Source organism: Pseudomonas sp. GW821-FHT09C10 (genome assembly GCF_059418085.1).
On the sequence record NZ_JBWKPE010000016.1, the window covers coordinates 22,928 to 49,045 of the forward strand.

At 61.0% G+C, this 26,118-nt stretch carries 29 protein-coding genes; 16 read left to right on the forward strand and 13 right to left on the reverse strand.

What is annotated here, in order from left to right; all coding sequences use genetic code 11:
• Both AC07OT_RS25460 and AC07OT_RS25465 read right to left on the reverse strand, forming a co-directional pair.
• Positions 1 to 1,347 carry an NCS2 family permease gene (locus AC07OT_RS25460; protein WP_495109348.1) on the reverse strand — a complete coding sequence of 449 codons (1,347 nt, stop codon included), beginning with the start codon at positions 1,345 to 1,347 and terminating at the stop codon, positions 1 to 3.
• Between the two features lie 191 nt (positions 1,348 to 1,538).
• Positions 1,539 to 1,973, reverse strand: coding sequence for a MarR family winged helix-turn-helix transcriptional regulator (locus tag AC07OT_RS25465; RefSeq protein WP_281114128.1), 435 nt, complete (start codon positions 1,971 to 1,973; stop codon positions 1,539 to 1,541).
• An 81-nt stretch (positions 1,974 to 2,054) separates the two neighbouring features.
• On the opposite strand from AC07OT_RS25465, the gene AC07OT_RS25470 reads away from it, so the two are divergent.
• Positions 2,055 to 3,221, forward strand: a complete 1,167-nt coding sequence (locus tag AC07OT_RS25470) for an aminotransferase-like domain-containing protein (RefSeq protein ID WP_495109349.1) — start codon at positions 2,055 to 2,057, stop codon at positions 3,219 to 3,221.
• 10 nt (positions 3,222 to 3,231) lie between these two features.
• Positions 3,232 to 3,834, forward strand: a complete 603-nt coding sequence (locus tag AC07OT_RS25475; RefSeq protein WP_027603925.1) for a glutathione S-transferase family protein — start codon at positions 3,232 to 3,234, stop codon at positions 3,832 to 3,834.
• 60 nt (positions 3,835 to 3,894) lie between these two features.
• Here the strand turns inward: AC07OT_RS25475 and AC07OT_RS25480 are convergent, their stop codons facing one another.
• Positions 3,895 to 4,791, reverse strand: a complete 897-nt coding sequence (locus AC07OT_RS25480; protein ID WP_495109350.1) for a LysR family transcriptional regulator — start codon at positions 4,789 to 4,791, stop codon at positions 3,895 to 3,897.
• Positions 4,792 to 4,921: 130 nt separating this feature from the next.
• On the opposite strand from AC07OT_RS25480, the gene AC07OT_RS25485 reads away from it, so the two are divergent.
• From AC07OT_RS25485 to AC07OT_RS25495, 3 genes are read left to right on the forward strand one after another with little or no spacing between them, the layout of a single operon-like run.
• The gene (locus AC07OT_RS25485) at positions 4,922 to 6,214 is read left to right on the forward strand and encodes a CitMHS family transporter (RefSeq protein ID WP_495109351.1); all 1,293 of its coding nucleotides are present in this window, start codon (positions 4,922 to 4,924) and stop codon (positions 6,212 to 6,214) included.
• A gap of 1 nt (position 6,215) precedes the next feature.
• The gene (locus AC07OT_RS25490) at positions 6,216 to 7,541 is read left to right on the forward strand and encodes an acyclic terpene utilization AtuA family protein (protein WP_495109352.1); all 1,326 of its coding nucleotides are present in this window, start codon (positions 6,216 to 6,218) and stop codon (positions 7,539 to 7,541) included.
• Positions 7,538 to 7,858, forward strand: coding sequence for an AtuA-related protein (locus tag AC07OT_RS25495; protein WP_027603929.1), 321 nt, complete (start codon positions 7,538 to 7,540; stop codon positions 7,856 to 7,858). Before AC07OT_RS25490 ends, AC07OT_RS25495 begins: the two co-directional genes overlap by 4 nt.
• A 46-nt stretch (positions 7,859 to 7,904) precedes the next feature.
• Here AC07OT_RS25495 and AC07OT_RS25500 read toward each other — a convergent pair whose 3' ends face one another.
• From AC07OT_RS25500 to AC07OT_RS25520, 5 genes are all read right to left on the reverse strand, one after another.
• The gene (locus AC07OT_RS25500; RefSeq protein ID WP_027603930.1) at positions 7,905 to 8,276 is read right to left on the reverse strand and encodes a glutathione S-transferase N-terminal domain-containing protein; all 372 of its coding nucleotides are present in this window, start codon (positions 8,274 to 8,276) and stop codon (positions 7,905 to 7,907) included.
• Between the two features lie 101 nt (positions 8,277 to 8,377).
• A complete protein-coding gene (folE, locus tag AC07OT_RS25505) occupies positions 8,378 to 8,923 on the reverse strand; it encodes a GTP cyclohydrolase I FolE (RefSeq protein WP_003442011.1) in 546 nt (181 codons plus the stop codon).
• A gap of 78 nt (positions 8,924 to 9,001) precedes the next feature.
• Positions 9,002 to 9,559 carry a Smr/MutS family protein gene (locus AC07OT_RS25510; RefSeq protein ID WP_016976371.1) on the reverse strand — a complete coding sequence of 186 codons (558 nt, stop codon included), beginning with the start codon at positions 9,557 to 9,559 and terminating at the stop codon, positions 9,002 to 9,004.
• Positions 9,560 to 9,634: 75 nt separating this feature from the next.
• Positions 9,635 to 9,955, reverse strand: coding sequence for a hypothetical protein (locus tag AC07OT_RS25515; protein ID WP_092355101.1), 321 nt, complete (start codon positions 9,953 to 9,955; stop codon positions 9,635 to 9,637).
• 141 nt (positions 9,956 to 10,096) lie between these two features.
• Positions 10,097 to 10,687 carry a cysteine hydrolase family protein gene (locus tag AC07OT_RS25520; protein WP_115486801.1) on the reverse strand — a complete coding sequence of 197 codons (591 nt, stop codon included), beginning with the start codon at positions 10,685 to 10,687 and terminating at the stop codon, positions 10,097 to 10,099.
• 241 nt (positions 10,688 to 10,928) lie between these two features.
• Between AC07OT_RS25520 and prmB the strand changes: the two genes are divergently transcribed.
• Positions 10,929 to 11,837 (forward strand): 50S ribosomal protein L3 N(5)-glutamine methyltransferase, encoded by a 909-nt coding sequence (gene prmB, locus AC07OT_RS25525; protein WP_065926617.1) that lies wholly within the window; start codon positions 10,929 to 10,931, stop codon positions 11,835 to 11,837.
• 67 nt (positions 11,838 to 11,904) lie between these two features.
• Here prmB and AC07OT_RS25530 read toward each other — a convergent pair whose 3' ends face one another.
• Both AC07OT_RS25530 and AC07OT_RS25535 read right to left on the reverse strand, forming a co-directional pair.
• Positions 11,905 to 12,714 (reverse strand): hypothetical protein, encoded by an 810-nt coding sequence (locus tag AC07OT_RS25530; RefSeq protein WP_065940505.1) that lies wholly within the window; start codon positions 12,712 to 12,714, stop codon positions 11,905 to 11,907.
• 99 nt (positions 12,715 to 12,813) lie between these two features.
• The gene (locus AC07OT_RS25535; protein WP_495109353.1) at positions 12,814 to 13,776 is read right to left on the reverse strand and encodes an alpha/beta hydrolase; all 963 of its coding nucleotides are present in this window, start codon (positions 13,774 to 13,776) and stop codon (positions 12,814 to 12,816) included.
• Positions 13,777 to 13,919: 143 nt separating this feature from the next.
• Here AC07OT_RS25535 and aroC point away from each other — a divergent pair, with 143 nt between their 5' ends.
• The 4 genes from aroC (at position 13,920) to AC07OT_RS25555 (ending at position 17,189) form a co-directional block, all read left to right on the forward strand.
• Positions 13,920 to 15,011: a chorismate synthase gene (aroC, locus tag AC07OT_RS25540; protein ID WP_027603936.1), complete on the forward strand. Its 1,092-nt coding sequence runs from the start codon at positions 13,920 to 13,922 to the stop codon at positions 15,009 to 15,011.
• Between the two features lie 10 nt (positions 15,012 to 15,021).
• The gene (locus AC07OT_RS25545; protein WP_495109354.1) at positions 15,022 to 16,182 is read left to right on the forward strand and encodes an MFS transporter; all 1,161 of its coding nucleotides are present in this window, start codon (positions 15,022 to 15,024) and stop codon (positions 16,180 to 16,182) included.
• Positions 16,179 to 16,709 carry a 1,2-dihydroxy-3-keto-5-methylthiopentene dioxygenase gene (locus AC07OT_RS25550; RefSeq protein ID WP_495109355.1) on the forward strand — a complete coding sequence of 177 codons (531 nt, stop codon included), beginning with the start codon at positions 16,179 to 16,181 and terminating at the stop codon, positions 16,707 to 16,709. The genes AC07OT_RS25545 and AC07OT_RS25550 overlap by 4 nt, the downstream gene beginning before the upstream one ends.
• A 210-nt stretch (positions 16,710 to 16,919) precedes the next feature.
• A complete protein-coding gene (locus AC07OT_RS25555) occupies positions 16,920 to 17,189 on the forward strand; it encodes a response regulator transcription factor (RefSeq protein WP_092486366.1) in 270 nt (89 codons plus the stop codon).
• A gap of 209 nt (positions 17,190 to 17,398) precedes the next feature.
• On the opposite strand, the gene AC07OT_RS25560 is transcribed toward AC07OT_RS25555, so the two are convergent.
• Positions 17,399 to 18,151, reverse strand: a complete 753-nt coding sequence (locus AC07OT_RS25560; RefSeq protein WP_495109356.1) for an SDR family oxidoreductase — start codon at positions 18,149 to 18,151, stop codon at positions 17,399 to 17,401.
• Positions 18,152 to 18,278: 127 nt separating this feature from the next.
• Between AC07OT_RS25560 and AC07OT_RS25565 the strand changes: the two genes are divergently transcribed.
• On the forward strand, positions 18,279 to 19,187 hold the full coding sequence (locus AC07OT_RS25565) for a LysR family transcriptional regulator (protein WP_115486808.1): 909 nt from the start codon (positions 18,279 to 18,281) through the stop codon (positions 19,185 to 19,187).
• A 150-nt stretch (positions 19,188 to 19,337) separates the two neighbouring features.
• On the opposite strand, the gene AC07OT_RS25570 is transcribed toward AC07OT_RS25565, so the two are convergent.
• Positions 19,338 to 19,616, reverse strand: coding sequence for a DUF3509 domain-containing protein (locus AC07OT_RS25570; protein ID WP_027603943.1), 279 nt, complete (start codon positions 19,614 to 19,616; stop codon positions 19,338 to 19,340).
• Positions 19,617 to 20,010: 394 nt separating this feature from the next.
• Between AC07OT_RS25570 and AC07OT_RS25575 the strand changes: the two genes are divergently transcribed.
• The 5 genes from AC07OT_RS25575 (at position 20,011) to AC07OT_RS25595 (ending at position 25,670) form a co-directional block, all read left to right on the forward strand.
• Entirely contained in the window at positions 20,011 to 21,837 is a 1,827-nt protein-coding gene (locus tag AC07OT_RS25575) for a long-chain-acyl-CoA synthetase (protein ID WP_495109357.1), read from the forward strand.
• A 96-nt stretch (positions 21,838 to 21,933) separates the two neighbouring features.
• Positions 21,934 to 22,449 carry an ankyrin repeat domain-containing protein gene (locus tag AC07OT_RS25580; RefSeq protein ID WP_495109358.1) on the forward strand — a complete coding sequence of 172 codons (516 nt, stop codon included), beginning with the start codon at positions 21,934 to 21,936 and terminating at the stop codon, positions 22,447 to 22,449.
• Positions 22,450 to 22,490: 41 nt separating this feature from the next.
• Entirely contained in the window at positions 22,491 to 23,021 is a 531-nt protein-coding gene (locus tag AC07OT_RS25585; protein WP_065948604.1) for a hypothetical protein, read from the forward strand.
• 67 nt (positions 23,022 to 23,088) lie between these two features.
• Complete coding sequence (locus AC07OT_RS25590; protein ID WP_003172956.1) at positions 23,089 to 23,280, forward strand: PLDc N-terminal domain-containing protein; 192 nt, start codon at positions 23,089 to 23,091, stop codon at positions 23,278 to 23,280.
• Positions 23,281 to 23,582: 302 nt separating this feature from the next.
• Positions 23,583 to 25,670, forward strand: coding sequence for an LTA synthase family protein (locus tag AC07OT_RS25595; RefSeq protein WP_065940494.1), 2,088 nt, complete (start codon positions 23,583 to 23,585; stop codon positions 25,668 to 25,670).
• 69 nt (positions 25,671 to 25,739) lie between these two features.
• Here AC07OT_RS25595 and AC07OT_RS25600 read toward each other — a convergent pair whose 3' ends face one another.
• On the reverse strand, positions 25,740 to 25,892 hold the full coding sequence (locus AC07OT_RS25600; protein ID WP_015885095.1) for a DUF3309 family protein: 153 nt from the start codon (positions 25,890 to 25,892) through the stop codon (positions 25,740 to 25,742).
• Positions 25,893 to 26,118 lie beyond the last annotated feature (226 nt).

The following is a 26,118-nucleotide window of genomic DNA, read 5'->3' on the forward strand; positions in this document are numbered from 1 at the left end:
CTATAGAAAGACGAACTTGGCGATAAAGATCGCGCACAACACCCACAGGCTTACGGAAATCTCGCGGTACTTGCCGGTGCCCGCCTTGAGCGCCACATAGGTGATAAAGCCCATGGCGATCCCGTCGGCGACCGAGAAGGTCAACGGCATCATGATCGCGGTGACAATCGCCGGGATGCTGTCGGTGGCCTCATCCCAATTGATATGGGCCATGCTCGCCATCATCAGCATCGCCACGTAGATCAGCGCACCGGCGGTGGCATACGCCGGAATCATGCCCGCCAGCGGTGCGAAGAACATGGCCGCCACAAACAACACGCCGACCGTCACCGCCGTCAACCCGGTACGGCCGCCTGCGGCCACCCCGGCGGCGCTTTCCACGTAGCTGGTCACCGGCGGTACACCCACCATGGCACCGAACACACTCGAAGCGCTGTCGGCCTTGAGGGCGCGGGACAGGTTATCGATCCTGCCGTCGGCGTTGACCAGCCCGGCGCGTTGCGCAACGCCCATCAGTGTACCTGCAGTGTCAAACATGTGCACAAAAAGGAAGGCAAATACCACGCTGATCATGCTGACATTGAATACACCTTTTATGTCCATGGCCATCCAGGTCGGCGCCAGGCTCGGAGGCGTGGAGAGAATGCCGTTGTAGTGCACCAGGTCCAGGCCCCAGCCGGCCAGGGTCACGGCGATGATGCTGATGAGGATCGCGCCGAACACCCGGTGGTAGCTGAGGATCGCGATCAGCAGGAAACACACCGCCGCCAGCAGTGGCGCCGGCTCGTGCAGCGAACCGAGCTTGATCAGGGTGGCCGGGCTGTCGACGATGATGCCCGCGGTTTTCAGGCCGATCACCCCGAGGAACAACCCGACGCCGGCGCCCATGGCGTGGCGCAGGCTCACCGGAATGCTGTTGAGCAGCCATTCACGCACCCGGGAAAGGGTCAGGCCCATGAACAGCACCCCGGAAATAAACACCGCACCCAGCGCGGTTTCCCAGTGGTAACCCATGGTGCCGACCACGGTGTAGGTGAAAAACGCATTCAGGCCCATGCCCGGTGCCAGGCCCACCGGCCAGTTGGCGTACAGCCCCATCAACAGGCACCCCAGCGCGGCGGCGATGCAGGTGGCGACAAACGCAGCGCCGTGATCGATGCCGGCATCGGCCATGATGTTGGGGTTGACGAAGATGATGTAGGCCATGGTGATGAAGGTGGTGAGCCCGGCGATCAGCTCGGTCTTCACTGTGGTGCCATGCAGGCGCAGTTTGAACAGGCGTTCGAGCCAGCCGTTCTGTGAGGGGGCAAGGTCCAGCGGCGAGGCTTCGGATTTGCGGCTATCCACAGCGAGTACTCCTCAAGCATTTTATTGTTATGTCCAGCGCGGGGCGCTGTGAGGTACCGGCGGGTTTTGTTGACTAATAGGTCAGGAACTCGCACGAAGCGAATTATGCTTTTGTATACAAATAAAGCAAATAATGTTTTCTATTTTCTGCATGAAAAGGATGAAAGGCAAAGCCAGGGCGCCACCGAGGATCAAGGCTGGCCTGCAAGCGCCTGGTTGACTGCGAGCCAACCGTTTACCGCTTCTTCGCCCGCTTCGGCGAAGGCACGCTGCAACAGCTTCACCTGTTCACGGCGCAGCGACTGCTCGAAACGCAGGCCTTCCTCGGTCAACTCCAGCAGGCGTTTGCGCTTGTCGGTCTCCGACGCGACGCTGTCCACCAGGTGCATTTCCTGCAATTGGCGCAGTGGCATGTTCAGCGCCTGCTTGCTCACACCGAGCAATTCCAGCAGTTCCTTGACGCTCAGCGCCGGGTAACGCGCGATAAAAAACACGATGCGCTGGTGCACCCGGCTCAGGCCACGGCGTTCAAGCATTTCATCGGCCTTGGCAGTGAACGCCTGGTAACCGAAGAAGAACGCTTCCATGGCTTGTTGCTGGCTGCTTTGGTTTTTAAGGTCAAGCATGTTGACGTATCCACTCAAGCTGTCGTAATTTCGGTCAACCAGTTTGACGTATTTCCCACAGGCTTCGCTAGCGGTGACCTTATGGCCTTCTCTGAACGTGTTACGCGCCTCAAAAGCTCCTTGATCCGTGAAATCCTCGCGGCGGCCCAGCGCCCGGAAGTGATGTCGTTCGCCGGTGGCCTGCCGGCCGAAGCCATGCTGCCGGCGCTGGACTGGGATGATATGCCGCTGAACATCGGCCAATACGGCATGAGCGAAGGCGAGCCGCAGTTACGTGAACTGCTCGCCGCCGAAGCGCGTGGGTTGGGTGTGCCGTGCCAGGCCAGCCAGGTGCTGGTGGTCAGCGGTTCCCAGCAAACCCTGGACCTGGCGGCCAAGCTGTATATCGACAAAGGCACCAGGATCCTGCTGGAAGGCCCGACCTACCTGGCCGCCCTGCAGATCTTCCAGCTGTTCGGCGCTGACTGCCTTACCGTGCAACTGGAAGCCGATGGCCCCGACCTGGCCAGCCTGCGCGCCAACCTCGAGCGCCATCGCCCGGCGTTCATCTACCTGATCCCGACGTTCCAGAACCCTTCGGCCGTGCGCTACAGCGAAGCCAAGCGCGAGGCCGTCGCCGCTTTGCTCGATGAGTTCGGCGTGACCCTGATCGAAGACGAACCCTATCGCGAGCTGACCTTCGACGGCGGCAGTGCACAGCCCATCGTCGGCCGCTTGAAAAAAGCCAGCTGGATCTACACCGGCACGGTCTCCAAGACCTTGCTGCCCGGCCTGCGCGTGGGGTACCTGATCGCCAGCCCGGACCTGTTCCCGCACCTGCTCAAGCTCAAGCAATCGGCGGACCTGCACACCAATCGCGTCGGCCAGTGGCAGGCCATGCGGTGGATCGGCACGCAGAAATACCAGCAACACCTGGTGGAACTGCGCAGTTTTTACCGCGAGCGCCGCGACGCATTCCAGGCTGCATTACAACGCCACTTCAGCGAACTGGCCGACTGGCAAGTGCCCCAGGGCGGATTATTCTTCTGGCTGACCTTGAAACAGCCGCTCGATACCCGCACCTTGTTGGCACCTGCGCTCGATCAGGACGTCGCGTTCATGCCCGGTGAACCGTTCTTTTCCGAGCCGGACCAGCATTTAGGCTCACTGCGACTCAATTTCAGCCATATCGACCCGGCCCGCCTGGACGAAGGGCTCAAACGCCTGGCCGCGGTGGTCCGTCAAGCACAGCACGCGCAAGCGGCATAAGGGGAGCCCCATGTACAAGGTTTATGGCGATTACAAGTCGGGCAACTGCTACAAAGTCAAATTGATGCTCAACCTGCTGGGCATCCCGTATCAATGGGTGGATATCGACATCCTCAACGGCGATACCGAGACCCCTGAATTCCTGGCCAAGAACCCCAACGGCAAGATCCCGGTGCTGGAGCTGGAAGACGGTACCTGCCTGTGGGAGTCCAACGCGATCCTCAACTTCCTTGCCGATGGCAGCGAATTCCTGCCCACCGAACCGCGCCTGCGCACGCAAGTGCTGCAATGGCAGTTCTTCGAGCAGTACAGCCATGAGCCGTACATTGCGGTGGCGCGGTTTATCCAGTTCTACCTGAACATGCCGGAAGATCGCCTGGAGGAATACAAGACCACCCACAAGCGCGGTTACAAGGCTCTGAAGGTCATGGAGCGTCAGCTGCAAACCACGCCATACCTGGTGGGCGAGCAGTATTCGATTGCCGATATTGCGCTGTATGCCTACACCCATGTGGCCCATGAAGGTGGGTTTGACCTGACGCCTTACCCGGCGGTGCAGGCCTGGTTGAAGCGCGTGGCCAGCCATCCCAGGCATGTGGCCATGCTCGACTGATCACCACGGTCAAAAACGGTGGGAGGGCGGTGCGACGATTCGACTTGCCCCCTCCCACATTCAGCTCGATGCCGTGTCAGATAATTCATCGTTCAGCAGGTCGAAACAGCGCTGCGCCGCCGGGCTCAATCCCATCCCGCTACGACTGATCAAGCCGATCTCGCGGTTCACCCCGGGATGATCGATGTGGATGCGCTTCAACCCCTCCAGGCTGTCCGCCGCCGACTCCGGCAGTACGCTGATCCCCAGCCCCTGACGCACCAGTGCCAGCACCGTCGACATGTAGTTGGCCTCCATCCCGGCGTTCATCGTCAACCGCGTCTCATCGAACAGCCCATCGACTTGCTCGCGTACGCTGCTGTCGCGGCCGGTGAGGATGATCGGCTGGTCCGCCAGTTGCTCCAGGGTCAATTGGCGATGGTGGGCGAGGGGGTGATCCAGCGGTACGAACGCACACAATCGATCATTCAGCACCGGGGTGAACTCCAGGCCATGGCTTAGCCGCGCCCGTACGCCAATACCGAAATCCACTTCGCCTGCGCGCACCTGGGCATGAATGCGATGGGCCACCAGGTCCTGCAGGCGTACTTCGATCCCGGCAAAACGCTCGCGAAACAGGCGCAAGGCCGGCGGCAGGGCACCGGCGCAGACCGACGGCAGGGCCGCGAGGGTGACGACGCCACGGCGCAAGGCCGCGAGGTCGCGGGAGCCGGTGACGATGTTGTCCAGGTCCAGCAGCAGTTTTTCCATCGGCCCGCGCGCGTCCTGGCCGGCAGCGGTGATGCTCACATGCCGGGGGCTGCGGTCGAGCAGGGCGACGCCGAGCCAGTCTTCGAGTTGTTGCACCTGCACGGTGAGTGCCGAAGGCGAAAGATGCAGCTCATGGGCGGCCTTGATAAAGCTGCCGGTGCGTGCCACCGCAAGGAACGCCTGAATGTGCTGGATCGAATTTTTCATTGTTGTTGTTCTCGAGCGTTTTGTTTTTACGAATATGACTGGCTGAACATTCCAATTTACAAAGAGTAACGCGCTTCCAATACTCCAGGGAAAACAATAACCGGCCACCAAGGCCGCTCTGGAGTAACCCATGCTCGCAACCCTGGGTGTCATTACCATCCTGTGCCTGCTCGCTGCCGTCATGAGCAAACGCCTTTCGCCACTGGTGGCCCTGATCGCCTTGCCGATCATTGCCGCGCTGCTCGGTGGGTTCGGCCTGCAAACCAGTGCCTTCATCATTACCGGCATCAAGAACGTCGCCCCCGTGGTGGGCATGTTCGTGTTCGCGATCCTGTTTTTCGGGATCATGACCGATGCCGGCATGCTCGATCCCATCATTGATCGCATCCTGCGTACTGTAGGGACACGTCCTACACGGATTGTCGTTGGGACTGCGACCCTCGCCCTGTTGGTGCACCTGGACGGTTCCGGTGCCGTGACCTTTCTGGTGACGGTGCCGGCGATGCTGCCGTTATATAAGCGGCTGGGCATCGACAAACGCATCCTCGCCTGTGTCTGCGCGATGGCCGCCGGGGTCAATTTCCTGCCGTGGACCGGCCCGGTGCTGCGCTCTTCGGCGGCCTTGCACGTGCCGGTGGCGGACCTGTTCCAGCCGCTGATCCCGGTGCAGATCGTCGGCCTGATCTTCGTCTTCGCCTGCGCCTGGTGGCTCGGCCGGCGAGAAGAAAAACGCCTGGGCCTGGGCGCCGGCTCCACCGTGGACGCCGTGCCGCAACGGGTGCTCAGCGACGACGACATCAAGCTGCGTCGCCCCCGCCTGTTCTGGGTCAACCTGATCCTGACCGTGCTGGTCATGGTGGTGATGATCGCCGGCTGGGTCGACCCGGTGGTGATGTTCATGCTCGGCACCGTGGCAGCGCTGTGCATCAACTACCCGAACGTGGACGCCCAACGCGCCCGCATCGATGCCCATGCTAAAACCGCCCTGACCATGGCCAGTATCCTGCTCGCCGCCGGGGTGTTCACCGGCATCATGCAAGGCACCGGCATGCTCAAGGCCATCGCTGAAGTGGCGGTGGCGCAGATTCCGGCGGGCCACGGCAAGTTGATTCCGGCGGTGGTGGGCTTTATGTCCATGCCGCTGAGCATGCTGTTCGACCCCGATTCCTATTATTTCGGCGTAATGCCGGTGATCGCCGAAGTCGGCAAGGCCCTGGGCGTCGACCCGCTGCAAGTGGCCCAGGCGTCGTTACTGGGCGTGCACACCACCGGTTTTCCGGTCAGCCCGCTGACCCCGGCGACCTTCCTGTTGGTGGGCCTGTGCAAGATCGAATTAGCCGATCACCAGCGCTTCACCATCCCTTTTCTGTTTGCCGCGTCGGTGTTGATGACCCTGACGGCGTTGCTCCTGGGAGTGATTTGAAATGAAAACCTTGCGCATAGGTTCCGGCGCCGGCTACTCCGGCGACCGCATCGAACCTGCCGTGGAACTGGCCGAGCTGGGCGACCTGGATTACCTGGTGTTCGAGTGCCTGGCCGAACGCACCATCGCCTTGGCACAACAGGCACGAATCAGCGATCCACAGGGGGGTTATGACCCGCTGCTCAGTGAGCGCATGCGCCGGGTGTTGCCCGTTGTCGGCCAGCATGAAGGGCGCCGTCGCCTGCGGGTGATCACCAATATGGGTGCGGCCAACCCGGTGTCGGCCGCCGTTGAAGTGCGCCGTATCGCCACGGAGCTGGGCCTGCACCTCAAGGTCGTGGCCGTGGTGGGCGATGATGTGTTGGAGGCCTTGCGGCCCGAGCAATTGCTGGATAACGGCCAGACCGTGGGTTCACTCGGCAAGCGACTGATTTCCGCGAATGCCTACCTGGGCGTCGACGGCATTTTGCAGGCCCTGCGCGCCGAGGCTGATGTGGTGATCACCGGGCGGGTGGCCGACCCGTCGCTGTTCCTGGCGCCGCAGATGTTTGCGTTCGGCTGGGCAGCGGATGATTGGCAGCGTCTGGGGCGCGGTACGTTGGTCGGGCATCTGCTGGAGTGTGCCGGGCAGGTCAGCGGCGGCTATTTTGCCGATCCCGGTTTCAAGGATGTGGATGACCTCGCACGCCTGGGCTTTCCGTTGGCTGAAATCGATGCCGAGGGTGACGCCGTGATCACCAAGGTGGCAGGCTCCGGTGGGCGGGTCAGTCGTGCCACCTGCACCGAGCAGTTGATCTACGAAGTGCATGATCCTGCGGCGTATCTCACCCCGGACGTGACTGCCGATTTTTCCCAGGTGGGGTTTGATGAGGAGGGCGTTGATCGGGTACGTGCCCACGGTGCTGCTGGCCGCGCACGGCCCGAGCAGTTGAAGGTGAGCGTCGGTTACCTGGATGGCTGGATTGGCGAAGGGCAAATGTCCTACGGCGGTCCCGGCGCGGTCGCACGGGCGCAGCTGGCGCGGGATGTCGTACTCAAGCGTTTGCAACTGATGGGTGTGAAGATGCAGGACGTACGCGCCGAACTGATCGGCATGGACTCGCTGCACGGTCCGCGCAGCAGCGTAGAGCCCTGGGAAGTGCGCCTGCGCGTGGCGGCCCGCTGTGAAGAACGCAGCGAAGCGGTGCGGGTTGGCAATGAAGTGGAAACCCTCTACACCAACGGCCCGTCCGGCGGCGGCGGTGCCAGCAAGAGCGTACGGCAGGTGGTGGCGGTGGCGTCATTGCTGCTGCCCCGTGACGCGGTCAACCCGAGGATCGAAGCATGAAACTGCACACGCTGGCCCATTCCCGTACCGGCGATAAGGGCGATACCTCGAACATTTCGATCATTGCTTACCGGGCCGAGGATTATCTGCTGTTGTGTGAACAGCTTACCGCCGAGCGCGTGGCCGACTTTTTTGCCGGCCTGCTGGAGCCGGACGCGGCCCCGGTGCGGCGCTATGAACTGCCGAATGTGCAGGCGCTGAACTTCGTACTGCCGGGGATATTGCGCGGCGGCGTAACCCGCTCGCTGGCACTGGATGCCCATGGCAAGTGCCTCGGCTCGGCGCTGCTCGATCTCGATTTGGCACTACTGGACTAACTCTGGGAGGGACTTGCCCCTCCCACAGTGAATCTGCCCAGGTCGGTCAGATCGCGGCGAAACGCTTGTCCAGGTAATCGATGATTACCTTGGAGTCATACATCCAGGTGGTCTGGCCATTCTCTTCGATACGCAGGCACGGCACCTTGATCTTGCCGCCTTGCTCCAGCAGGGTCTGGCGGTCCTGCTCGTTGTTCTTCGCATCCTTCAGCGCCACCGGCACATTCAGGCGGTGCAGGGTGCGGCGGGTCTTCACGCAGAACGGGCAGGCGTGGAATTGATACAGGGTCAGGTCCTTGGCCGCTGCGTTCACCTGTGCCTGTTGTTCGGCAGGGCGCTGCTTTTTGCGCGGACGGGTAAGGAAGTCGCCGGCGATGATGACGTGGCCGAGGCCCACTCGAAGTGCTTTGACGAACATGGCTGAAACCTCTTGCCCATGAAGAAGGGGCCGCAGCTTACCTCAATTTTGCAGGCGAAAAAAAACCGGCGATGAACGCCGGTTTTTCCCTACCCAGCCTGTTACTTGATCAGGCTGAGGAATTCACTGCGGGTGGCCGCGTTTTCGCGGAACTCACCCAGCATCACCGACGTGATCATCGACGAATTCTGTTTCTCCACACCGCGCATCATCATGCACATGTGCTTGGCTTCGATTACCACGGCCACGCCCAGCGCGCCGGTCACTTGCATCACCGCATCGGCGATCTGGCGGCTGAGGTTTTCCTGGATCTGCAGGCGGCGCGCGTACATGTCGACAATCCGCGCGACCTTCGACAGGCCCAGCACCTTGCCGCTCGGGATATACGCCACATGCGCCTTGCCGATAAACGGCAGCAGGTGGTGTTCGCACAGCGAGTACAACTCGATGTCCTTGACCAGCACCATTTCGCTGTTGTCGGAGCTGAACAAGGCACCGTTGGTGACTTCTTCGAGTGTCTGTTCATAGCCGCGGCAAAGGTACTGCATCGCCTTGGCGGCACGCTTGGGCGTGTCGAGCAGGCCCTCGCGGGAGACGTCCTCGCCGAGTTGGCCGAGGATCGCGGTGTAATTCTGTTCCAGGGACATGAAACTACCTGTGGGATTTTCGCAAAGCGCAAGGTTACGGTGGCCGACACATCGCTGCAAGCCTGACGATGGCACTTGTTACTCGTCGCGCCCTTCCATCATCGTGCGCTTGAGCATCACATACACCGCACCCGCGCCCCCATGACGGGCCTGGCACGAGGTAAAGCCGAGCACCTGGGCATGCTGGCGCAGCCAGGTGTTGACGTGGCTCTTGATCATCGGCCGCTTGCCGTCCAAGCGCACCGCCTTGCCATGGGTGACGCGCACGCAGCGGATTTCGAACTTGGTGGCTTCGGCGAGGAAGGCCCACAGGGTTTCCCGGGCTTTCTCCACGTTCATGCCGTGCAGGTCGAGGCTGCCTTCGAACGGGATCTGACCGGCCTTGAGCTTGCGCATCTGGCTTTCCTGTACGCCGTCGCGGGCCCACATCAGCTCGTCTTCGGGGCCGACGTCGATCACGAACTGGTCTGACAGGCCATCTACGGTGGTGGCATCGGTGCGCACGGTAGCAGCCTGGCGCAGCTTGGCGATCTGTGCGCGGTCGGCCTTGGGTTTGCCGGTGTCGGCGCGGTCGTGCTTGATCGGCTTGACGCCGCGCAGCTCGTTTTTGAACAGGGAAAAATCGTCGTCTTGCATGTCAGCCTCCGCGAAGGGCGGGCAGTTTACCTAAATCGCGGCGGCCGGGGCGCAGGAAACGCTATCCAAGCGCCATCAGTCGTGCTTTTTCATCAGGTGCGAGGCGATGTTCAGTGACAACGGCTGGCGCATCTTCCGACGGCTGCGACGCCACAGCCACACGCCCAGCCACAGCACCAGCAGCCCGATCCCCAGCAGAATCGCCGAGCCGCCAGGGCTGGCATTCAGTTCGCCAAGGGCCGGCGAGTGGCCAGACAAACCGGCGCCACCAGCGCCAGCCAACAACAAGCCTACGACCGCCAGCAGAGCGGCAATGCCGGCCACCAGGCGCAGACGCCAGTTGCTCGGGCCCTTGGGGCGCAAGCGACGAGCGTCAAAACCATCGGATATCTTCATTCCGACCTTTCCTCCAGGGTATCGGCCCTTCGACCGGAAGATACACAGGTTGTTCCTGTACCCGAGGTAAATGCGCCAAATGAGAGGGCTTTGCGGATGAGCGGGACCTGCAACAGGCCGCGCCGCTCACCCGAAGGGCGATCAGATCAGGTCTTTAGTCAGTGCAAGAGTGGCAAAGTTGTCAGCCATGATGGCCATCTCGGTCTGCTGCACATGCTCGGCGCTCAGGATGCCACCTTTGTAAGGCAGGTCGCGGGTGGCACAGGCGTCTTCCACCAGGGTGCAGCGAAACCCCAGGTTTTTCGCGGCGCGCACGGTGGTGCTGACGCTGGAGTGGCTCATGAAGCCGCAGACGATCAGGTCCAGGGAGCCGAGGTCCTGCAGGTGTTTTTCCAGGCCGGTGCCGTGGAAGGCGCTGGGCAGCAGTTTGCCGATGATGGTTTCGTCACCTTGAGGTTCGAGGCCGGAGATGAACTCACCACGCTCGCCCTGGGGGTCAAACAGGCCGCCCACGGTACCCAAATGGCGCACGTGCACGATCGGGCGCCCGGCGTTGCGCGCGGCGGCGACCAGTTGCTTGATATTGCCGACCGCCGCGTCCATGCCGGAGAGGGCGAGCGGGCCACTGAGGTATTCCTTTTGAGCGTCGATGATCACGAGGGTCGCATGGGCAAGGTTGGCAGCTGCGTAACCACGACCGCTGAGTTGAAACATCGTCTTTGGAACGGACATTCTGGGGCTCCTGTGAGGGGGGCTTTTGCGTCATTGTCCACTGGCTGAGCGGTTCTGTGAATCGCTACTATCGTAAGGTACGCCGTTGCTGGCGTGCAGCCATGTCAAGTGGGCAGCTTGTTTAACCGAATGATGGCGATTTGGATGAAATCCGACGTACGGCAACAGGTTTTCGTACATCGTCGGTACAGGTGAAGGCTGTTAGAATCGCCAGTCGTTTTTTCCAGGAGTCTGCCCCCCCGTGATCACATCCCGCCTGCGCACCTTGCGCGACCACATCCGTTGGGCCGTCAGCCGTTTCCATGGGGAAGACCTGTTTTTTGGCCATGGCACCGACAATGCCTGGGACGAAGCCCGGCAGTTGGTGCTCGGCGCCTTGCACCTGCCATGGGAAATTGCCGACAGCTACCTCGATTGCAACCTGGAAGAAGAGGAAATCTCTCACGTACAGCGTTTGTTGCATCGCCGTATCCATGAGCGGGTGCCCACGGCCTACCTGTTGAAAGAGGCGTGGTTCTGCGGCATGTCGTTTATCGTTGACGAGCGCGTGCTGATCCCGCGTTCGCCCATCGGTGAGCTGATCGAAAACCGCTTCGAACCTTGGCTGGCCCAACCGCCGGCGCGCATCCTCGACCTGTGCACCGGCTCCGGTTGCATCGGCATTGCCTGCGCCTACGAGTTCCAGGACGCCGAAGTGGTACTCGGCGACCTGTCCTTCGAAGCCTTGGAAGTGGCCAATCAGAATATCGAGCGCCATGGTGTCGACGAGCGCGTGTACACCGTGCAGGGCGATGGTTTCGACGGCCTGCCGGGCCAGCGCTTTGACCTGATCGTGTCGAACCCGCCGTATGTGGATGCCGAAGACTTTGCCGACATGCCGGACGAATACCAGCACGAGCCGGAGCTGGGCCTGGCCTGCGGCGACGATGGCCTGAACCTGGTGCGGCGCATGCTGGCCGAGGCGGCGGACCATTTGACCGAGAAGGGTTTGCTGATTGTCGAGGTGGGCAACAGCCAGGTGCATGTTGACGCGCTGTACCCGGAAGTGGACTTCGCCTGGCTGGACTTCCAGCGGGGTGGGCATGGGGTGTTCATGCTCACGGCCGAACAGTGCCGGGAGCACCAGGCAATCTTCGCCGCTCGGGTTTAACCAACCTTAGGGTAGAAAATGTGGGAGGTGGCAAGCCCCTCCCGCATTTCGATGGCTTTCCAGCCGGCTAGCGGTGCGTGGCAATCCAGATCAACAGCCCCGCCTGAAACACGGTGAACGCCACCAGGCAGGTGATGGTAAACCGCAACCCGCTGTCCTCACGCTTGAACTTGGTGACCTTTTCTTCTTCCTTGCGCAGCTTCACTTCCTGCTCCAGCAGGTTGTGCTCGGCCTGTTGCAGCATCTGCGCGGCTTCGAGGATCTCCACGAACTGCACCTTCTCGGTGTTCCAACTGTCCAGCACGTCGCTGACCTTGCCCGGCTGCACGTTGCCTTTGAGGTGCTGCACATCGGCGTAGGCCACATCGAAACCCTGGACGCGCAGGAAGTGATCGCGGCGCAGGCGTGTGGCTTCGTTGAGTGCGTCCTTGTTGGCCAAGTCCACGCCGTCGACGCGGTAGTGCGACCATTTCTTCTTCGCCCACGCGGCGCCCTGGGCCACCAGGAAGCGACCGATGCCGCGGTTGGCCGGTTCGATTTCCAGACTGTTGCCCGGGCCGAAGTGCACGCGGTGTTTATCGTGATCCACCCAGATATCCAGATGGTTCTGCTCACGGCGCACCCGCTGCCCCGGCAATTGGATCACCATGCGCAACAGGCTGTGGTGTTTGTCATGGCGCTCGGCATAGCCGAACTGTACGAACCGCAGCGGCCGCAGGCCGGTGGCGCGGTCGGTGGCCAGCGGGGCCAGGCGCAGCATCTTGAAATGCTCGGCCTGAACATCCGCCCACGGCAGGGGAGCCGCCGTGTCGATGGCCTCGGTTTTTTCAGCCGGGGTGTCGGCGGTCGGTTCCGGTGTTGCTTCAGTGGTTGTCATGCGGTGCGATCCTGTCCAAGCCCTGCAAGTCGAGCGTCTTTTTGCCGTCGACCCTGGGCTTATCGGCCGATTTCTGCAGGACTGGAGGCAAATTGTCGCTTAACGGGGTTGAAGTCCGTCGATAAAGCGCACCAAACGGTTGCCCAGCTCGGCGGCGAGGGGTAATTGCGGGTCATTGTAGGAGGCCAATTGTTGCTTTACGTCGTTGGGCACGATGCGCATCACGTGGTTCATGCCTTCGATCACCGTCAGTTCGGCATCGGGCTTCGCCCTTTTGAGTTGCTGGGCGTCGCCCACACCGACCTGAATATCGTTGGTGCCCTGGATGATTAACGCCGGCATGCGCAGTTTTGCAAAGGCCGCTGAAGGGTCGGCGCGAAACAGGCTGATCAGATACGGCTGCACGCTGGGTCGGAAAATGCCCTGCAACGGGCCAGGCACATCGGCGTCCACCTGACCGGCCTTGAGGTGATCAAGGATTTCATTACTGCGCAGCAGCAGGGCAGGGGGCAGGTGATCGGCCAGTTGCTGGCGGATGACTTGGTCGACCGGGCGGGCGCTGCCGGACAGGGAAATCACCCCGGCCGGGTCGAGTTGCGGTGCGGCCAGTGCAGCCACCAGCGCGCCTTCGCTGTGGCCCAGCACAATCAGCGGACCCATGCGTGTGTCGGCCTTGAGCAATTTACCCCAGGCCACCGCGTCGGCCACATAGGCGTCGAGGGTCAGGTTGCGTTCGTCGGGCGTGGCGGCGAGGCTGGCGGCCACACCGCGCTTGTCGTAGCGCACGCTGGCGATGTTGTGCCGGGCCAGCACCCAGGCCAGGCGCTTGAGGCTGTCATTGCGTGTGCCGTCGGCGCTGTTGCCGTTGCGGTCGGTGGGGCCGGAGCCGGCAATGATCAACACCACCGGCACCGGTTTGTCGGACTGCGGCAGCAGCAGCGAGCCAAACAGTTCGCCGCTGCCGGTGTCCAGGCTGATCGGGCGTTGCAGTACGACAGGGGAGGCGGCGTGGGCCACGGTGGTAAACAGGGTCAGGGTAAACAGAAGAACTCGCAGCATCATCGCGCCATCATGAGGAAGGTGCCCGTTGGACCAAGGTCTACCGGTAAGGTTTCGAGGATGAACTAGTCGGTTAGCCTGCGTATACTGGCCGCCTTAAGTTATTACGGTTGACTTGATTCAACTGATTTCACGGAGCGCCCTGCATGTCCGGCAATACCTTCGGCAAGCTGTTCACTGTCACCACCGCGGGCGAAAGCCATGGCCCGGCGTTGGTCGCCATTGTCGACGGCTGCCCGCCCGGCCTCGAGCTGTCCCTGGAAGACCTGCAGCGTGACCTCGACCGTCGCAAGCCCGGCACCAGCCGCCACACCACCCAGCGCCAGGAGCCCGACGAAGTCGAGATCCTCTCCGGGGTGTTCGAAGGGCGTACCACCGGGTGCGCCATCGGCCTGCTGATTCGCAACACCGACCAGAAGTCCAAGGACTACTCGGCGATCAAGGATTTGTTCCGCCCGGCCCACGCCGACTACACCTACCATCACAAATACGGCGAACGCGACTACCGTGGCGGCGGTCGCAGCTCGGCCCGTGAAACCGCGATGCGGGTGGCAGCCGGCGCCATCGCCAAGAAATACCTGGCGACCCAGGGCATCGTCATCCGTGGCTACATGAGCCAGTTGGGCCCGATTGAAATCCCGTTCAAGACCTGGGACAGCGTGGAAGACAACGCCTTTTTCTGCCCTGACCCGGACAAAGTGCCGGAGCTGGAAGCCTACATGGACCAGCTGCGCCGCGACCAGGATTCGGTCGGCGCCAAGATCACCGTGGTCGCCGAAGGCGTCAAGCCGGGCCTGGGCGAGCCGATTTTCGACCGCCTCGACGCCGAGCTGGCCCATGCGCTGATGAGCATCAATGCGGTGAAAGGCGTGGAAATCGGCGCCGGGTTCGCCTGCGTGTCCCAGCGTGGCACCGAGCACCGCGATGAACTGACGCCGGAAGGTTTCCTCAGCAACAACGCGGGCGGCATCCTCGGCGGTATTTCCTCCGGCCAGCCGATTGTCGCGCACCTGGCACTCAAGGCTACCTCGAGCATCACCACCCCCGGCCGTTCCATCGATGTGCACGGCAACCCGGTGGACGTGATCACCAAGGGCCGTCACGACCCGTGCGTGGGCATCCGGGCCACGCCGATTGCCGAAGCGATGATGGCCATCGTGTTGATGGACCACCTGCTGCGCAATCGCGGGCAAAATGCCGATGTGCGCGTGAGTACCCCGGTGCTGGGCCAGCTGTGACGGCGCGGCGGTGACAGCCCTCCCGTACTGGCGCCTCTCCAGCTTCTACCTGTTCTACTTCGCCCTGCTCGGGGCGACGGCGCCGTTCCTGGCGCTGTACTTCGACCACCTGGGGTTCTCCAGCGCGCGCATCGGCGAGCTGGTGGCCATCCCCATGCTGATGCGCTGCGTGGCCCCCAACCTGTGGGGCTGGCTGGGCGACTACAGCGGCCGACGCCTGGCTATCGTGCGCTTCGGCGCGGTGTGCACCCTGCTGAGTTTTTCCCTGATCTTCGTCAGCCACACCTACGCCTGGCTGGCCCTGGTGATGGCCCTGCATGCGTTCTTCTGGCACGCGGTGCTGCCGCAGTTTGAAGTGATCACCCTGGCCCACCTGCAAAAACAGACCGCGCGCTATAGTCAGGTGCGCCTGTGGGGCTCCATCGGTTTTATCCTCACCGTGGTGATCATGGGCCGCCTGTTCGACTGGTTGAGCCTGGACATCTACCCGGTTGTAGTCGTGGTGATCATGGCCGGCATCATCGGTGCCAGCCTGTGGGTACCGAATGCGCAGCCCGCCAGCCAAGGCAATCGCTTGGCCGGTGATGGTTTCCTCAAACAGCTGCGCAGCCCCGGCGTACTGGCGTTTTACGCCTGCGTGGCGCTGATGCAAATGAGCCATGGCCCGTATTACACCTTCCTGACCCTGCACCTGGAACACCTCGGCTACAGCCGTGGCATGATCGGCATGCTGTGGGCCCTGGGGGTGGTGGCGGAAGTGCTGATGTTCCTGGGCATGAGCCGCATCCTCACGCGTTTTTCGGTACGCCGGGTGCTGCTGGCCAGTTTCCTGCTGGCGGCCCTGCGCTGGCTGCTGCTGGGCTCGTTTGCCGAACTGCTGTGGGTGCTGTTGCTGGCGCAGTTCATGCACGCTGCCACGTTCGGCAGTTTTCACGCGGCGGCGATTGCCTTTGTGCAGCGCAGTTTTGGCGATAAGCAACAAGGCCAGGGCCAGGCGCTGTACGCCGCCCTGGCCGGCACCGGCGGTGCGCTGGGTGCGCTGTATTCCGGCTACAGCTGGAACCTGCTGGGGCCGACCTTCACCTTTAGTATTGCCAGCGTCGCCGCCCTGGCCGCCGCCGCTATCATCGGTTTTCGATTGCAAGAGCAGAACCAAGGAACCCTTCAATGAGTTATGTCGCCGTCTACCCCGTCGCTTCACCGGATACCCCGAGCAAGGTCCTGACCCATGTCGACGACATCGCCGCTACCCTGGCCGAGCACGGTGTGCGGTTCGAGCGCTGGCAGCCTGCCCTGATCGAGAGGGGCGCCAGCGACGCTGACATGATTGCCGCCTATCAGCCGCAGATCGATGCCCTCGGCTACGGTGCGGTGGCGGTGCTCAGTGTCACCAGCGACCACCCACAGAAAGCCGAATGGCGTGCCCGGTTCCTGGATGAACGCCGCTACAGCGAAGACGAAGTGCGTTTTTTCATCGCCGGCCAGGGCTTGTTCAACCTGCATGTGGGCGACTACGTGTATGCCGTGCGTTGTGAGAAAAACGACCTGCTGGTGGTGCCGGCCGGTATGCCGCACTGGTTTGATATGGGTGAGAACCCGCACTGTATAACGCTGCGACTCTTCGATCAGGCGCAAAACCCGGTGCCGGAGTTGACGGGTGACGATATCGCCCGACGCTTTCCTGGGCTGGATGACTGATTACGACGTATCAAAAACTTCAACCCCCGCATGTTGGAAGTTGTTGTGGGAATAAACTCTTATTCTTGTAAGGCCCAGCTGTTTATCGCGGGGCCTGCGCCTGAGTGCCATTGGTTATGTAACTCTTTGCGGCATCAACGTTTATATCACCTGTCAATAGGAGGAATCCGAAGGTGATAGGGCGATAGCCAATAAAAGGGAGTGAAACTAATGATAGGCCCAAGGGAATTGTCTCCAGCGCCACATTCGGTGCCCAACGCCGCCAGGAGGCGTTTGAGCTTGTCCGGAAAACCGCTGACGCCTACGGAACTGGAAATCCTGCGTTGGGCCTCCGAAGGCAAGACCGTCTGGGAGATCAGCCAGATTCGCGCCACCTCCGAAGCCACGGTGAAATTCCACCTGCGCAATATCTACGGCAAATTTGGCGTGACCAACCGAGTGCAGGCGATGAATGAGGCGGCACGCCAAGGTTTATGCTGACCCCAGCGAGCCTTGGTGAGGGGCTTTCGGCCATCGAAGCCATCGGTTTGAAGCGTCATCGTCCAGCCAGAACGAAACCGTGCCTACGTAGCGCGGTGTGCGCAGTCTGGATTGGACTGGTTCGTCGCTAAGTGCTGGGGGTGGGCGTTCAGCGCCTGATTAACTCAGCCCGGACGATGTGGCATTCGCGCAATTCTTGAGCTGCGCGTTTAGCCATTCAGCAGGCGGCCGCCGTCAAGGACGATTTCAGAGCCGAGCGTCCAGCGCGACTCGTCGGACGCCAGATACAGCACAGCTTTGGCCACCTCGTCGGAGGTACCGAAGCGCCCCAGCGGAATGGTTGCCGCGATCTCTTTGTTAAGCTGCGCGCGATAAGCTTCCGGAATACCCAGCTTGTCGTAAAGCGGCGTCTCGACGGGGCCAGGGCTCACTGCGTTGACACGGATGCCACGGCCCAGCAATTCGGTCGAGAGCGTCTTCGACATGTTCAGCAATGCGGCCTTCGTTGCGGCATACACGGACGAGCGATCTGCGCCTGCATGGGCGCTTACGGAAGTCGTCAACACGACCGAAGCAGGATTGGCGAAGACCGGCAACAGCGCCTGTATCAGGAAGTACGGCCCTTTGACGTTGATGTCGAAAGAGCGGTCGAACATATCTTCCGTCCATTCCTCAATGGGCTGCCAGACGGATACGCCGGCATTAAGGAAGGCAACGTCGAGTTGGCCGTAGTGTTCCTTGATGACGTGTGCCAGCTCCTTTTGTGCCTCAACGCTGGCCGAGTCGGCGCGCAGCACCGGCACTTCCGGGCCTAATTCGGCCTGGGCCTTTGCAATCGAATCGGGGTTGACCCCCGTTACGATCACGCGAGCACCCTCCGCCAGGAACTGCTTTGCCGTTTCCAGCCCGATGCCACTGGTGCCGCCAGTAATGAGCGTACGTTTACCTTGCAAGCGCGACATTTGAATTCTCCGGTGAAGGACGACCACCGCGGTCGACAGGGAGAAATATGCGCTCATGCCCCATGGTATATAAGACTGCTTATTCGCATATAATTAATGCAAATTGAGCATGAATTGAGGTGGAGAAGTGGACCGATTTCTGTTGATGACATGCTTCGCGCGTGCTGTAGAAACCGGGAGCTTTTCGGCGGCAGGGCGTGATCTAGGGCTGGGGCAACCCAATGTAAGCCGCTATGTAGCGGCTCTGGAGGATCATTTGCAGACGCGCTTGCTCCACCGGTCTACGCGCAAGCTGTCGTTGACGCCGGAGGGCGAACGCTACTATGCGGACATCCGGCGCATCCTGGATGCGGTGGATGAATCCGAATCGTCGTTCAGAAACAACGTCGATCCATCGGGACTCTTGCGCGTAGCCTGTCCGACAGCTCTCGCACACGCGTTTGTGCTGCCGCATGTGCCGGCCTTTCTGGAGCGCTACCCTCAATTGATCTTGGATCTCCAACTCAACGATCGATACGTAGACCTGGTCAATGAAGGCACCGAACTCGCCATTCGCATAGGACAGCTGGAGGACAGCACCTTGCGCGCGCGGCCTCTTGGATGGTACGACCGGGTCTTCGTCGCCAGTAAGGATTACCTGGCTAAACGCGGCGTTCCGCAGACCCCGGAGGATCTACGCGACCACGATTGCATCGTCTACACCCTACTGTCGTCCGGGGCGACCTGGCGATTCCGGGACGCGGAGATTCCGATTACCGGCAGGCTCAGGGTCAACTCGCCCGACGCTGTGAGTGCGGCGGTCGTGGCGGGCCTGGGTGTGGCGCATGGACCTGCGTGGCTGTTTGAGGGCGGGCTGAACAGCGGGAGATTACAGTTCATTCTCACCAACCATGGGGCTCCTCCTGTCCCCGTGCAGATGGTTTATGTCGCCAACAGACTGCTCCCCACGCGGGCTATCGTGTTCATGGATTTTATGGCTGAGGTGTTTTCAAAGATTCCAGCCTTGAACGGCGGCACCCCTGTGCCGACTCTATAGGACGAGACGGCACCGGCAGATGTTGAACTCGCCTATAAACAGCTTTATCGGGCTCAGGCGCAGTTCAGCGAAGTGCCGGGCTGGAATCATCGTCAAACAAAAAAGGCCGCGACGCTCAAGAGCGTCGCGGCCTTGTTATGACTGCGGTATTTACGCCGAATGGTAGGTCGGCAGGGCAAAGCGGTTCTGGCTTTGCAACATCGAAATTTGCGGCAGTTCACTGGCTTGTTCGGCCAGGTCGCGACGAATCGCGCTGATCACCCAGGTCAATTGATCGGCGGTGTGCAATTGCTGGTAAGAGATCGAACGCTTGACCTGCTTGCCGTCACTGTTGCGCAGGGTCAACAGAATGCCGCCGTCGGGACGTGGTTGGGTGGTGACGTCGTAGTTGGAGAATACTGAAGCGAATTTATCTTGGATCAGGCTCATGTCTATCAGCTCCGTTGGCTCAAGTTGGCAAGCATGGAGTGATAGGTGCAGTGATTGTGCCAGCTTATGATTTAAAAAATATCCTTATAAATCAATGGCTTGAAAAATCAGTGAATTTTCGCTTTCGTGCAATTTGCATGAATGGCCATCATGCATCCTGCATTTTGCGTTACTCGATGGCATGGGGTTGGCGCCCCTGTACCGATAAAGACTACCTGCGGGCGGCTAAATTCCCTTTTTGAGCGCTCACCCGACGGGATACAAAACTTTTCAAATCCTGCGTGTACAGCCGAAGAACGGCTGACGTATTTTCCTGCAATGCATTCGGCCTTCCTCTTACAGAGGTGTCGGTGCTTCGGGATCAGACGAAGAATAAGAAAAAGGACGTTTCTCCATGAGCCACCCGCACAATGACATGATCACCTGGGGCAAGCTGCTGAGTAAGGTGCCGGCCATCGTTCGCGCCCTGCCGCGCGTAGTGCGCGGCATGCGTGCCGCCAATGTCACCGACCCCGCGCAGCCTTGCGGGCTGGGCTGGCACTTTGAGCAAGCCACCCTGCGCAACCCCGACGGCAACGCGTTGCTGTACGGTGACCGTGTGCTCAGCTACACCGACGCCAACCAGCGCGCCAACCGTATTGCCCACCACCTGCAAGCCGAGGGCATCGGCAAGGGTGACGTGGTGGCGCTGTTTATCGAAAACCGCCCCGAATTGCTCTTGAACGTGCTGGCCGTGGCCAAGCTGGGTGGCATCTGCGCGATGCTCAATACCGCGCAAACCCAGGCGGCGCTGGTGCACAGCCTGAACCTGGTGAGCCCGGCAGCCATTATTGTCGGCGCGGAACTGGTGGCCCCCTATGACGCGGTGCGCGATCAGGTGGCCATTGCGGCTGATCGAACCTGGTTCGTCGCCGATCAGCCATCCAGCCTGGTGCCGCAGGGGTATATCGACCTGTTGGCGGCGAGCGCCGCGTGCCCGGTGGACAACCCGGCCAGCACTGCGCAGATCTTCTTCAACGACCCCTGCTTCTATATCTACACCTCCGGCACCACCGGCCTGCCCAAGGCCGGCATCATGAAACATGGCCGCTGGACCAAGACCGCCGTCAGCTTCGGCAGCATCGCGCTGGACATGGGGCCGGACGACGTCTTGTATTGCACCTTGCCGCTGTACCACGCCACCGGGCTATGTGTGTGTTGGGGCTCGGCGATTGTCGGGGCGTCGGGCTTCGCCATTCGCCGCAAGTTCAGCGCCAGCCAGTTCTGGGACGATGCGCGCCGATTCAAGGCGACCACCCTCGGCTACGTCGGTGAGTTGTGTCGTTACCTGCTCGACCAGCCACCCAGCGAAAACGACCGTGATAACTGCGTGACCAAGATGGTCGGCAATGGCTTGCGCCCCGGCGTGTGGGCGCAGTTCAAGGCACGCTATGGCGTGGAGCATATCTGCGAGCTGTACGCGGCCAGTGACGGCAATATCGGTTTTACCAACGTGCTGAATTTCGACAACACCATCGGTTTCTGCCTGCAGCACTGGGCGCTGGTGGACTACGCCCATGACACTGGCGAGCCGCTGCGTGGCAGCGACGGTTTTATGCGTAAAGTCCCCACGGGCGGGCAGGGCCTGTTGTTGGCGAGGATCGATGAAAAATCCCCCTTCGACGGCTACACCGACCCGGAAAAGAATCGCAGGGTGGTACTCACCGACGTGTTTGAAAAAGGTGACCGCTACTTCAATACCGGCGATTTGTTGCGCAGCATCGGCTTTGGCCATGCGCAATTTGTGGATCGCCTGGGGGATACCTATCGCTGGAAAGGTGAAAACGTGTCCACCACCGAGGTCGAGAACGTCCTGCTGCAACACCCGCAGATCGCCGAAGTAGTGGCCTATGGCGTCGAGATCGAAAACACCAATGGCCGTGCGGGCATGGTCGCCATCACCCCGAGTGAATCCCTGGCCGCGCTGGACATGCGCGAGCTGCTGCAATTCGCCCACGGCCAGTTGCCCCACTATGCGGTGCCGCTCTTCCTGCGGATCAAGGTCAAGATGGAAACCACCGGTACCTTCAAATACCAGAAGGTCAAGCTCAAGGAAGAGGCCTTTGATCCGGACAAGGCCGGCAATGACCCGGTGTATGCCTGGCTGCCGGGGTCGGACTGCTATGTGCCGGTCACCGGGCAACTGTTGGCGCAGATCCAGGGCGGCCAGTTCCGCTATTGATTCTGTCTATGGCCGCTTTTGCTAAAAAGGGCATGACAGTGGGGAACTCCCTCGCGACACTGGCGGCCTATAAAGCACCAGACAAGGAGCCCCCACATGTCAGACCAAGCCAAACAAATGACTGAAGACGAAGCCGCCGAATTTGCCGAGCAGGTCTTCGACGTCGCCCGCAAAGGCGACGCCGCCCTGCTAGCCGCGCTGCTGGCCAAAGGCTTGCCGGCCAACTTTCGCAACCACAACGGCGATACCTTGCTGATGCTGTCTGCCTACCACGGCCATGCCGAAGCGGTAAAAGTGCTGCTGGAGTTCAAGGCTGACCCGCTGATCGCCAATGACAAGAACCAGCTGCCCATCGCCGGCGCGGCGTTCAAGGGTCACTTGCCGGTGGTCAAGGCGCTGATTGAAGGGGGTACGCCAATCGAGGCCGCCTCGTCCGACGGGCGTACCGCGCTGATGATGGCCGCCATGTTCAACCGCGTCGAGATGCTCGACTACCTGCTCAGCCAAGGCGCCAACCCCAAGGCCACCGATGCCCAGGGCGCGACTGCGCTGGCGGCGGCGCAGACCATGGGGGCGAAGGACACGGCGGCGCAGCTGGAGAAACTGGTGTAGGCTGTGCGCCCTCAAAAACCAGCCCGCTACAGGATCACCCCATGAAAACCGCCCTCGTCGAACTTATCAGTAAAATCAGCGCCGGGGTCATGGGCGAGGACGAGGTGGCGCGCATTGCCGAAGAGGCCGCCCAGGCCTACGCCGACCCGGCGGCCTTCCTGGCGGCCAACCCGGATATCAACTACGACGACAGCTTTCCGATCCCGCTGGGGGAGTGGGTGGTGGTCGGCAGCCTGCCGGATACCGTGCTGTTCCAGGCCGACACCTATGGCGACCTGTTTGCGCAGATCGTCGCGTCGTTCGGCCCGGGTGTGGCGTTCAACCTCAAGCCCAAGCAACTGGCCAAGACTGACGGCCTCACCGCCCTGAACCGTATCCAGATCCAGATGAGCGCCCTGAGCCCGGAAGACGGCGGTTATGTGCTGCTCAACTTCAGCCAGTTGCTGGACGATGAGATCCAGGCGGTGCTGGTGTTCGGCAATGACCTGCCGCGCGTGCTGGCGTTGTGTGCCGAAGTCGGCATCCAGGCCGAGCCATCCCTGGAAGCGCTGAAGGTCGCCGTGCACGTCTGAAATAAAACGGAACCCCGGCCGGGGCTGGCTATCCTACAAGGGCATGCCCTCACTTAGGAGCGACACCATGGGTTCCACTTTCAACGGTCTGATCGGGCTGATCATCCTGGCGCTGGATATCTGGGCGATCATCAATGTGTTCAAAAGCGGCGCAAGCACCGGGGCCAAGGTGTTGTGGATCCTGTTGATCCTGCTGCTGCCGGTACTGGGCCTGATCATCTGGGCTATCGCCGGGCCGCGCGGCAACGTGCGGATCTGACCCCCCGCACTCAATTTGGAGTGGGCACAGTAAATGTGGGAGGGAGCAAGCCCCTCCCACATTGGTCTTCAGCGCGCTCCAGAGATTTGTGTATCGAAATATTCGCTGCACACAATTTTCACATCTTATCCAAGACAATCCGCCGGCTCTATCTCTCCCTGCCAAGGCCCTGCCTCAGGTGCTTTTAAAGGCGGCGCAGCGGTGCTCGTTCAGTAATTAATAGCCTTGATGGCATTGATCGGGCACCATTCGCGCCACTGCATTACTTCGTCACTTAAACTTCCAATGGGTCCTGAAACGACATGGCAAACCCGGACGCCCTGAGTCAGCAGCGAGCTTCTAATCGCCTGCTGCAACCGACCGTCAAATCCCATCTGGCGTACACGCTGCTCTGCGCACTGGTCATGATGGTGATGTTCTCCCTGCTGCGCCTGGCGCTGCTGGTCTACAACCGCGAGATGATCCTCGACACGCCGGCCTCGACCTTCCTTGAAGCGTTCGCCAACGGTCTGCGTTTTGACATCCGCCTGGTGGTCTACCTGCTGATCCCGCTGCTGCTGGCACTGTTCAGCGTACGGGCCATGGCTGCGCGTGGGTTATTCCGCTTCTGGCTGACCCTTGCGTCCAGCATCGCCCTGTTCCTGGGCTTGATGGAGATGGACTTCTACCGCGAGTTCCACCAGCGCCTCAACGGCCTGGTCTTCCAGTATGTGAAGGAAGACCCGAAAACCGTGATGAGCATGCTCTGGTACGGTTTCCCGGTGGTGCGCTACCTGCTGGCCTGGGCCGTGGGCACGCTGATCCTGAGCATCGCGTTCAAAGGTGCCGACCGCGCCACGCGCCCACGTGGCCCGTTCAGTGGTGGCAGCATCGGCACGCGCCAGGTGGCGCCGTGGTACAGCCGCATCGCGGTGTTCGTCGTGTGCCTGCTGATCGCCGTGGTTGCCGCCCGTGGCACCCTGCGCCAGGGCCCGCCGCTGCGTTGGGGCGACGTGTACACCACCGATTCGAACTTCGCCAACCAGTTGGGTCTCAATGGCACCTTGTCGCTGATCGCGGCGGCCAAGGCCCGGTTCGGTGAGGACCGCTCCAACATCTGGAAGGCGACCCTGGACCAGCCGCTGGCCACCCAGACCGTGCGTGACATGCTGGTGCTGCCACAGGAAAAACTGGTCGATACCGACATCGCCGCCGTGCGCCGCGACTACACGCCACCGGCCGAGAAGACCCTGCCGATCAAGAACGTGGTCGTGATCCTGATGGAAAGCTTCGCCGGTCACTCGGTCGGCGCCTTGGGGCGTCCCGGCAACATCACGCCATCCTTCGACAAATTGTCCAAGGAAGGCCTGCTGTTCGATCGTTTCTTCTCCAACGGCACCCATACCCACCAGGGTATGTTCGCCACCATGGCCTGCTTCCCGAACCTGCCAGGCTTTGAATACCTGATGCAGACCCCGGAAGGCAGCCACAAGCTGTCGGGCCTGCCGCAGTTGCTCAGCGCCCGTGATTTCAACGACGTGTATGTCTACAACGGTGACTTCGCCTGGGACAACCAGTCGGGCTTCTTCAGCAACCAGGGCATGACCAACTTCATCGGCCGCAACGACTTCGTCGACCCGGTGTTCTCCGACCCGACGTGGGGCGTGTCCGACCAGGACATGTTCAACCGTGGCCTGGAAGAGTTGAAGGCCCGTGAAGGCGGTAAGCCGTTCTACGCACTTCTGCAAACCCTGTCCAACCACACGCCGTACGCGTTGCCGACGCCATTGCCGGTGGAGAAAGTCACCGACCGTGGCAGCCTCAACGAGCATTTGACGGCCATGCGTTACTCCGACTGGGCCCTGGGCCAGTTCTTTGAAAAGGCCCGCAAGGAGCCGTACTTCAAGGAAACCCTGTTCGTGATCGTGGGCGACCACGGCTTCGGCAACGAACAGCAGATCACCGAGATGGACCTGGGCCGCTTCAACGTACCCATGCTGATGATTGCACCGGGCATGCAGGAGAAATTCGGCGAGCGTGACCACACCGTGGGCACCCAGATCGACATCGTGCCGACCATCATGGGCCGCCTGGGTGGCGACACCCTGCACCAATGCTGGGGCCGCGACCTGCTGAACCTGCCGGAAGGCGACAAGGGCTTTGGCGTGATCAAGCCATCGGGCAGCGACCAGACCGTGGCCTTGGTCACCGCAGACCGCATTCTGGTACTGCCCAAGGAAATGCCACCGAAGCTGTGGCAATACGAGCTGGGCGCCAACCCGAGCGGTAAAGTGATTGCCGAATCGCCGGACGAGGCTGCACTCAAGCAGAAACTCGAAGCGTTCCTGCAAACCGCGACCAAGAGTTTGCTGGATAACACCGCAGGCGTTGTAAACGGTAAGCCGGACTAATTAACCGGCAATAAAAAAGAGGCCTTTTTCAAGGCCTCTTTTTTTTGCTTCGTTATTACCGCGGGGCGGTTATATCCGGCCCAACAACAACAGGACCAGCAGCACCACCAGCACTACACCGAGGATACCCGACGGGCCATAACCCCAATTACGCGAGTGCGGGAATACCGGCAGGCCGCCGACCAGCAGGAGGATCAAGATAATGATCAGAATGAGGCTCATGGTTTTTTTCCTTATTGTCTTTCTGCAAAGACCGGTTGTTTAACGATAGGCCTGCAGAGTTAATTACAGACGCCTTAACTACTCCGACTCTGGCGCTTCGCAGAAAATTCCATGTTTTTTTAAAGCATTTCGATCAGTCGCTTATTTCTTTTAATTCGCGCTCATCCAGCACTTATTAGTTGAAAAAACATTGAACTTAGGCGGACGGCAGGTATCCGACCCGGTC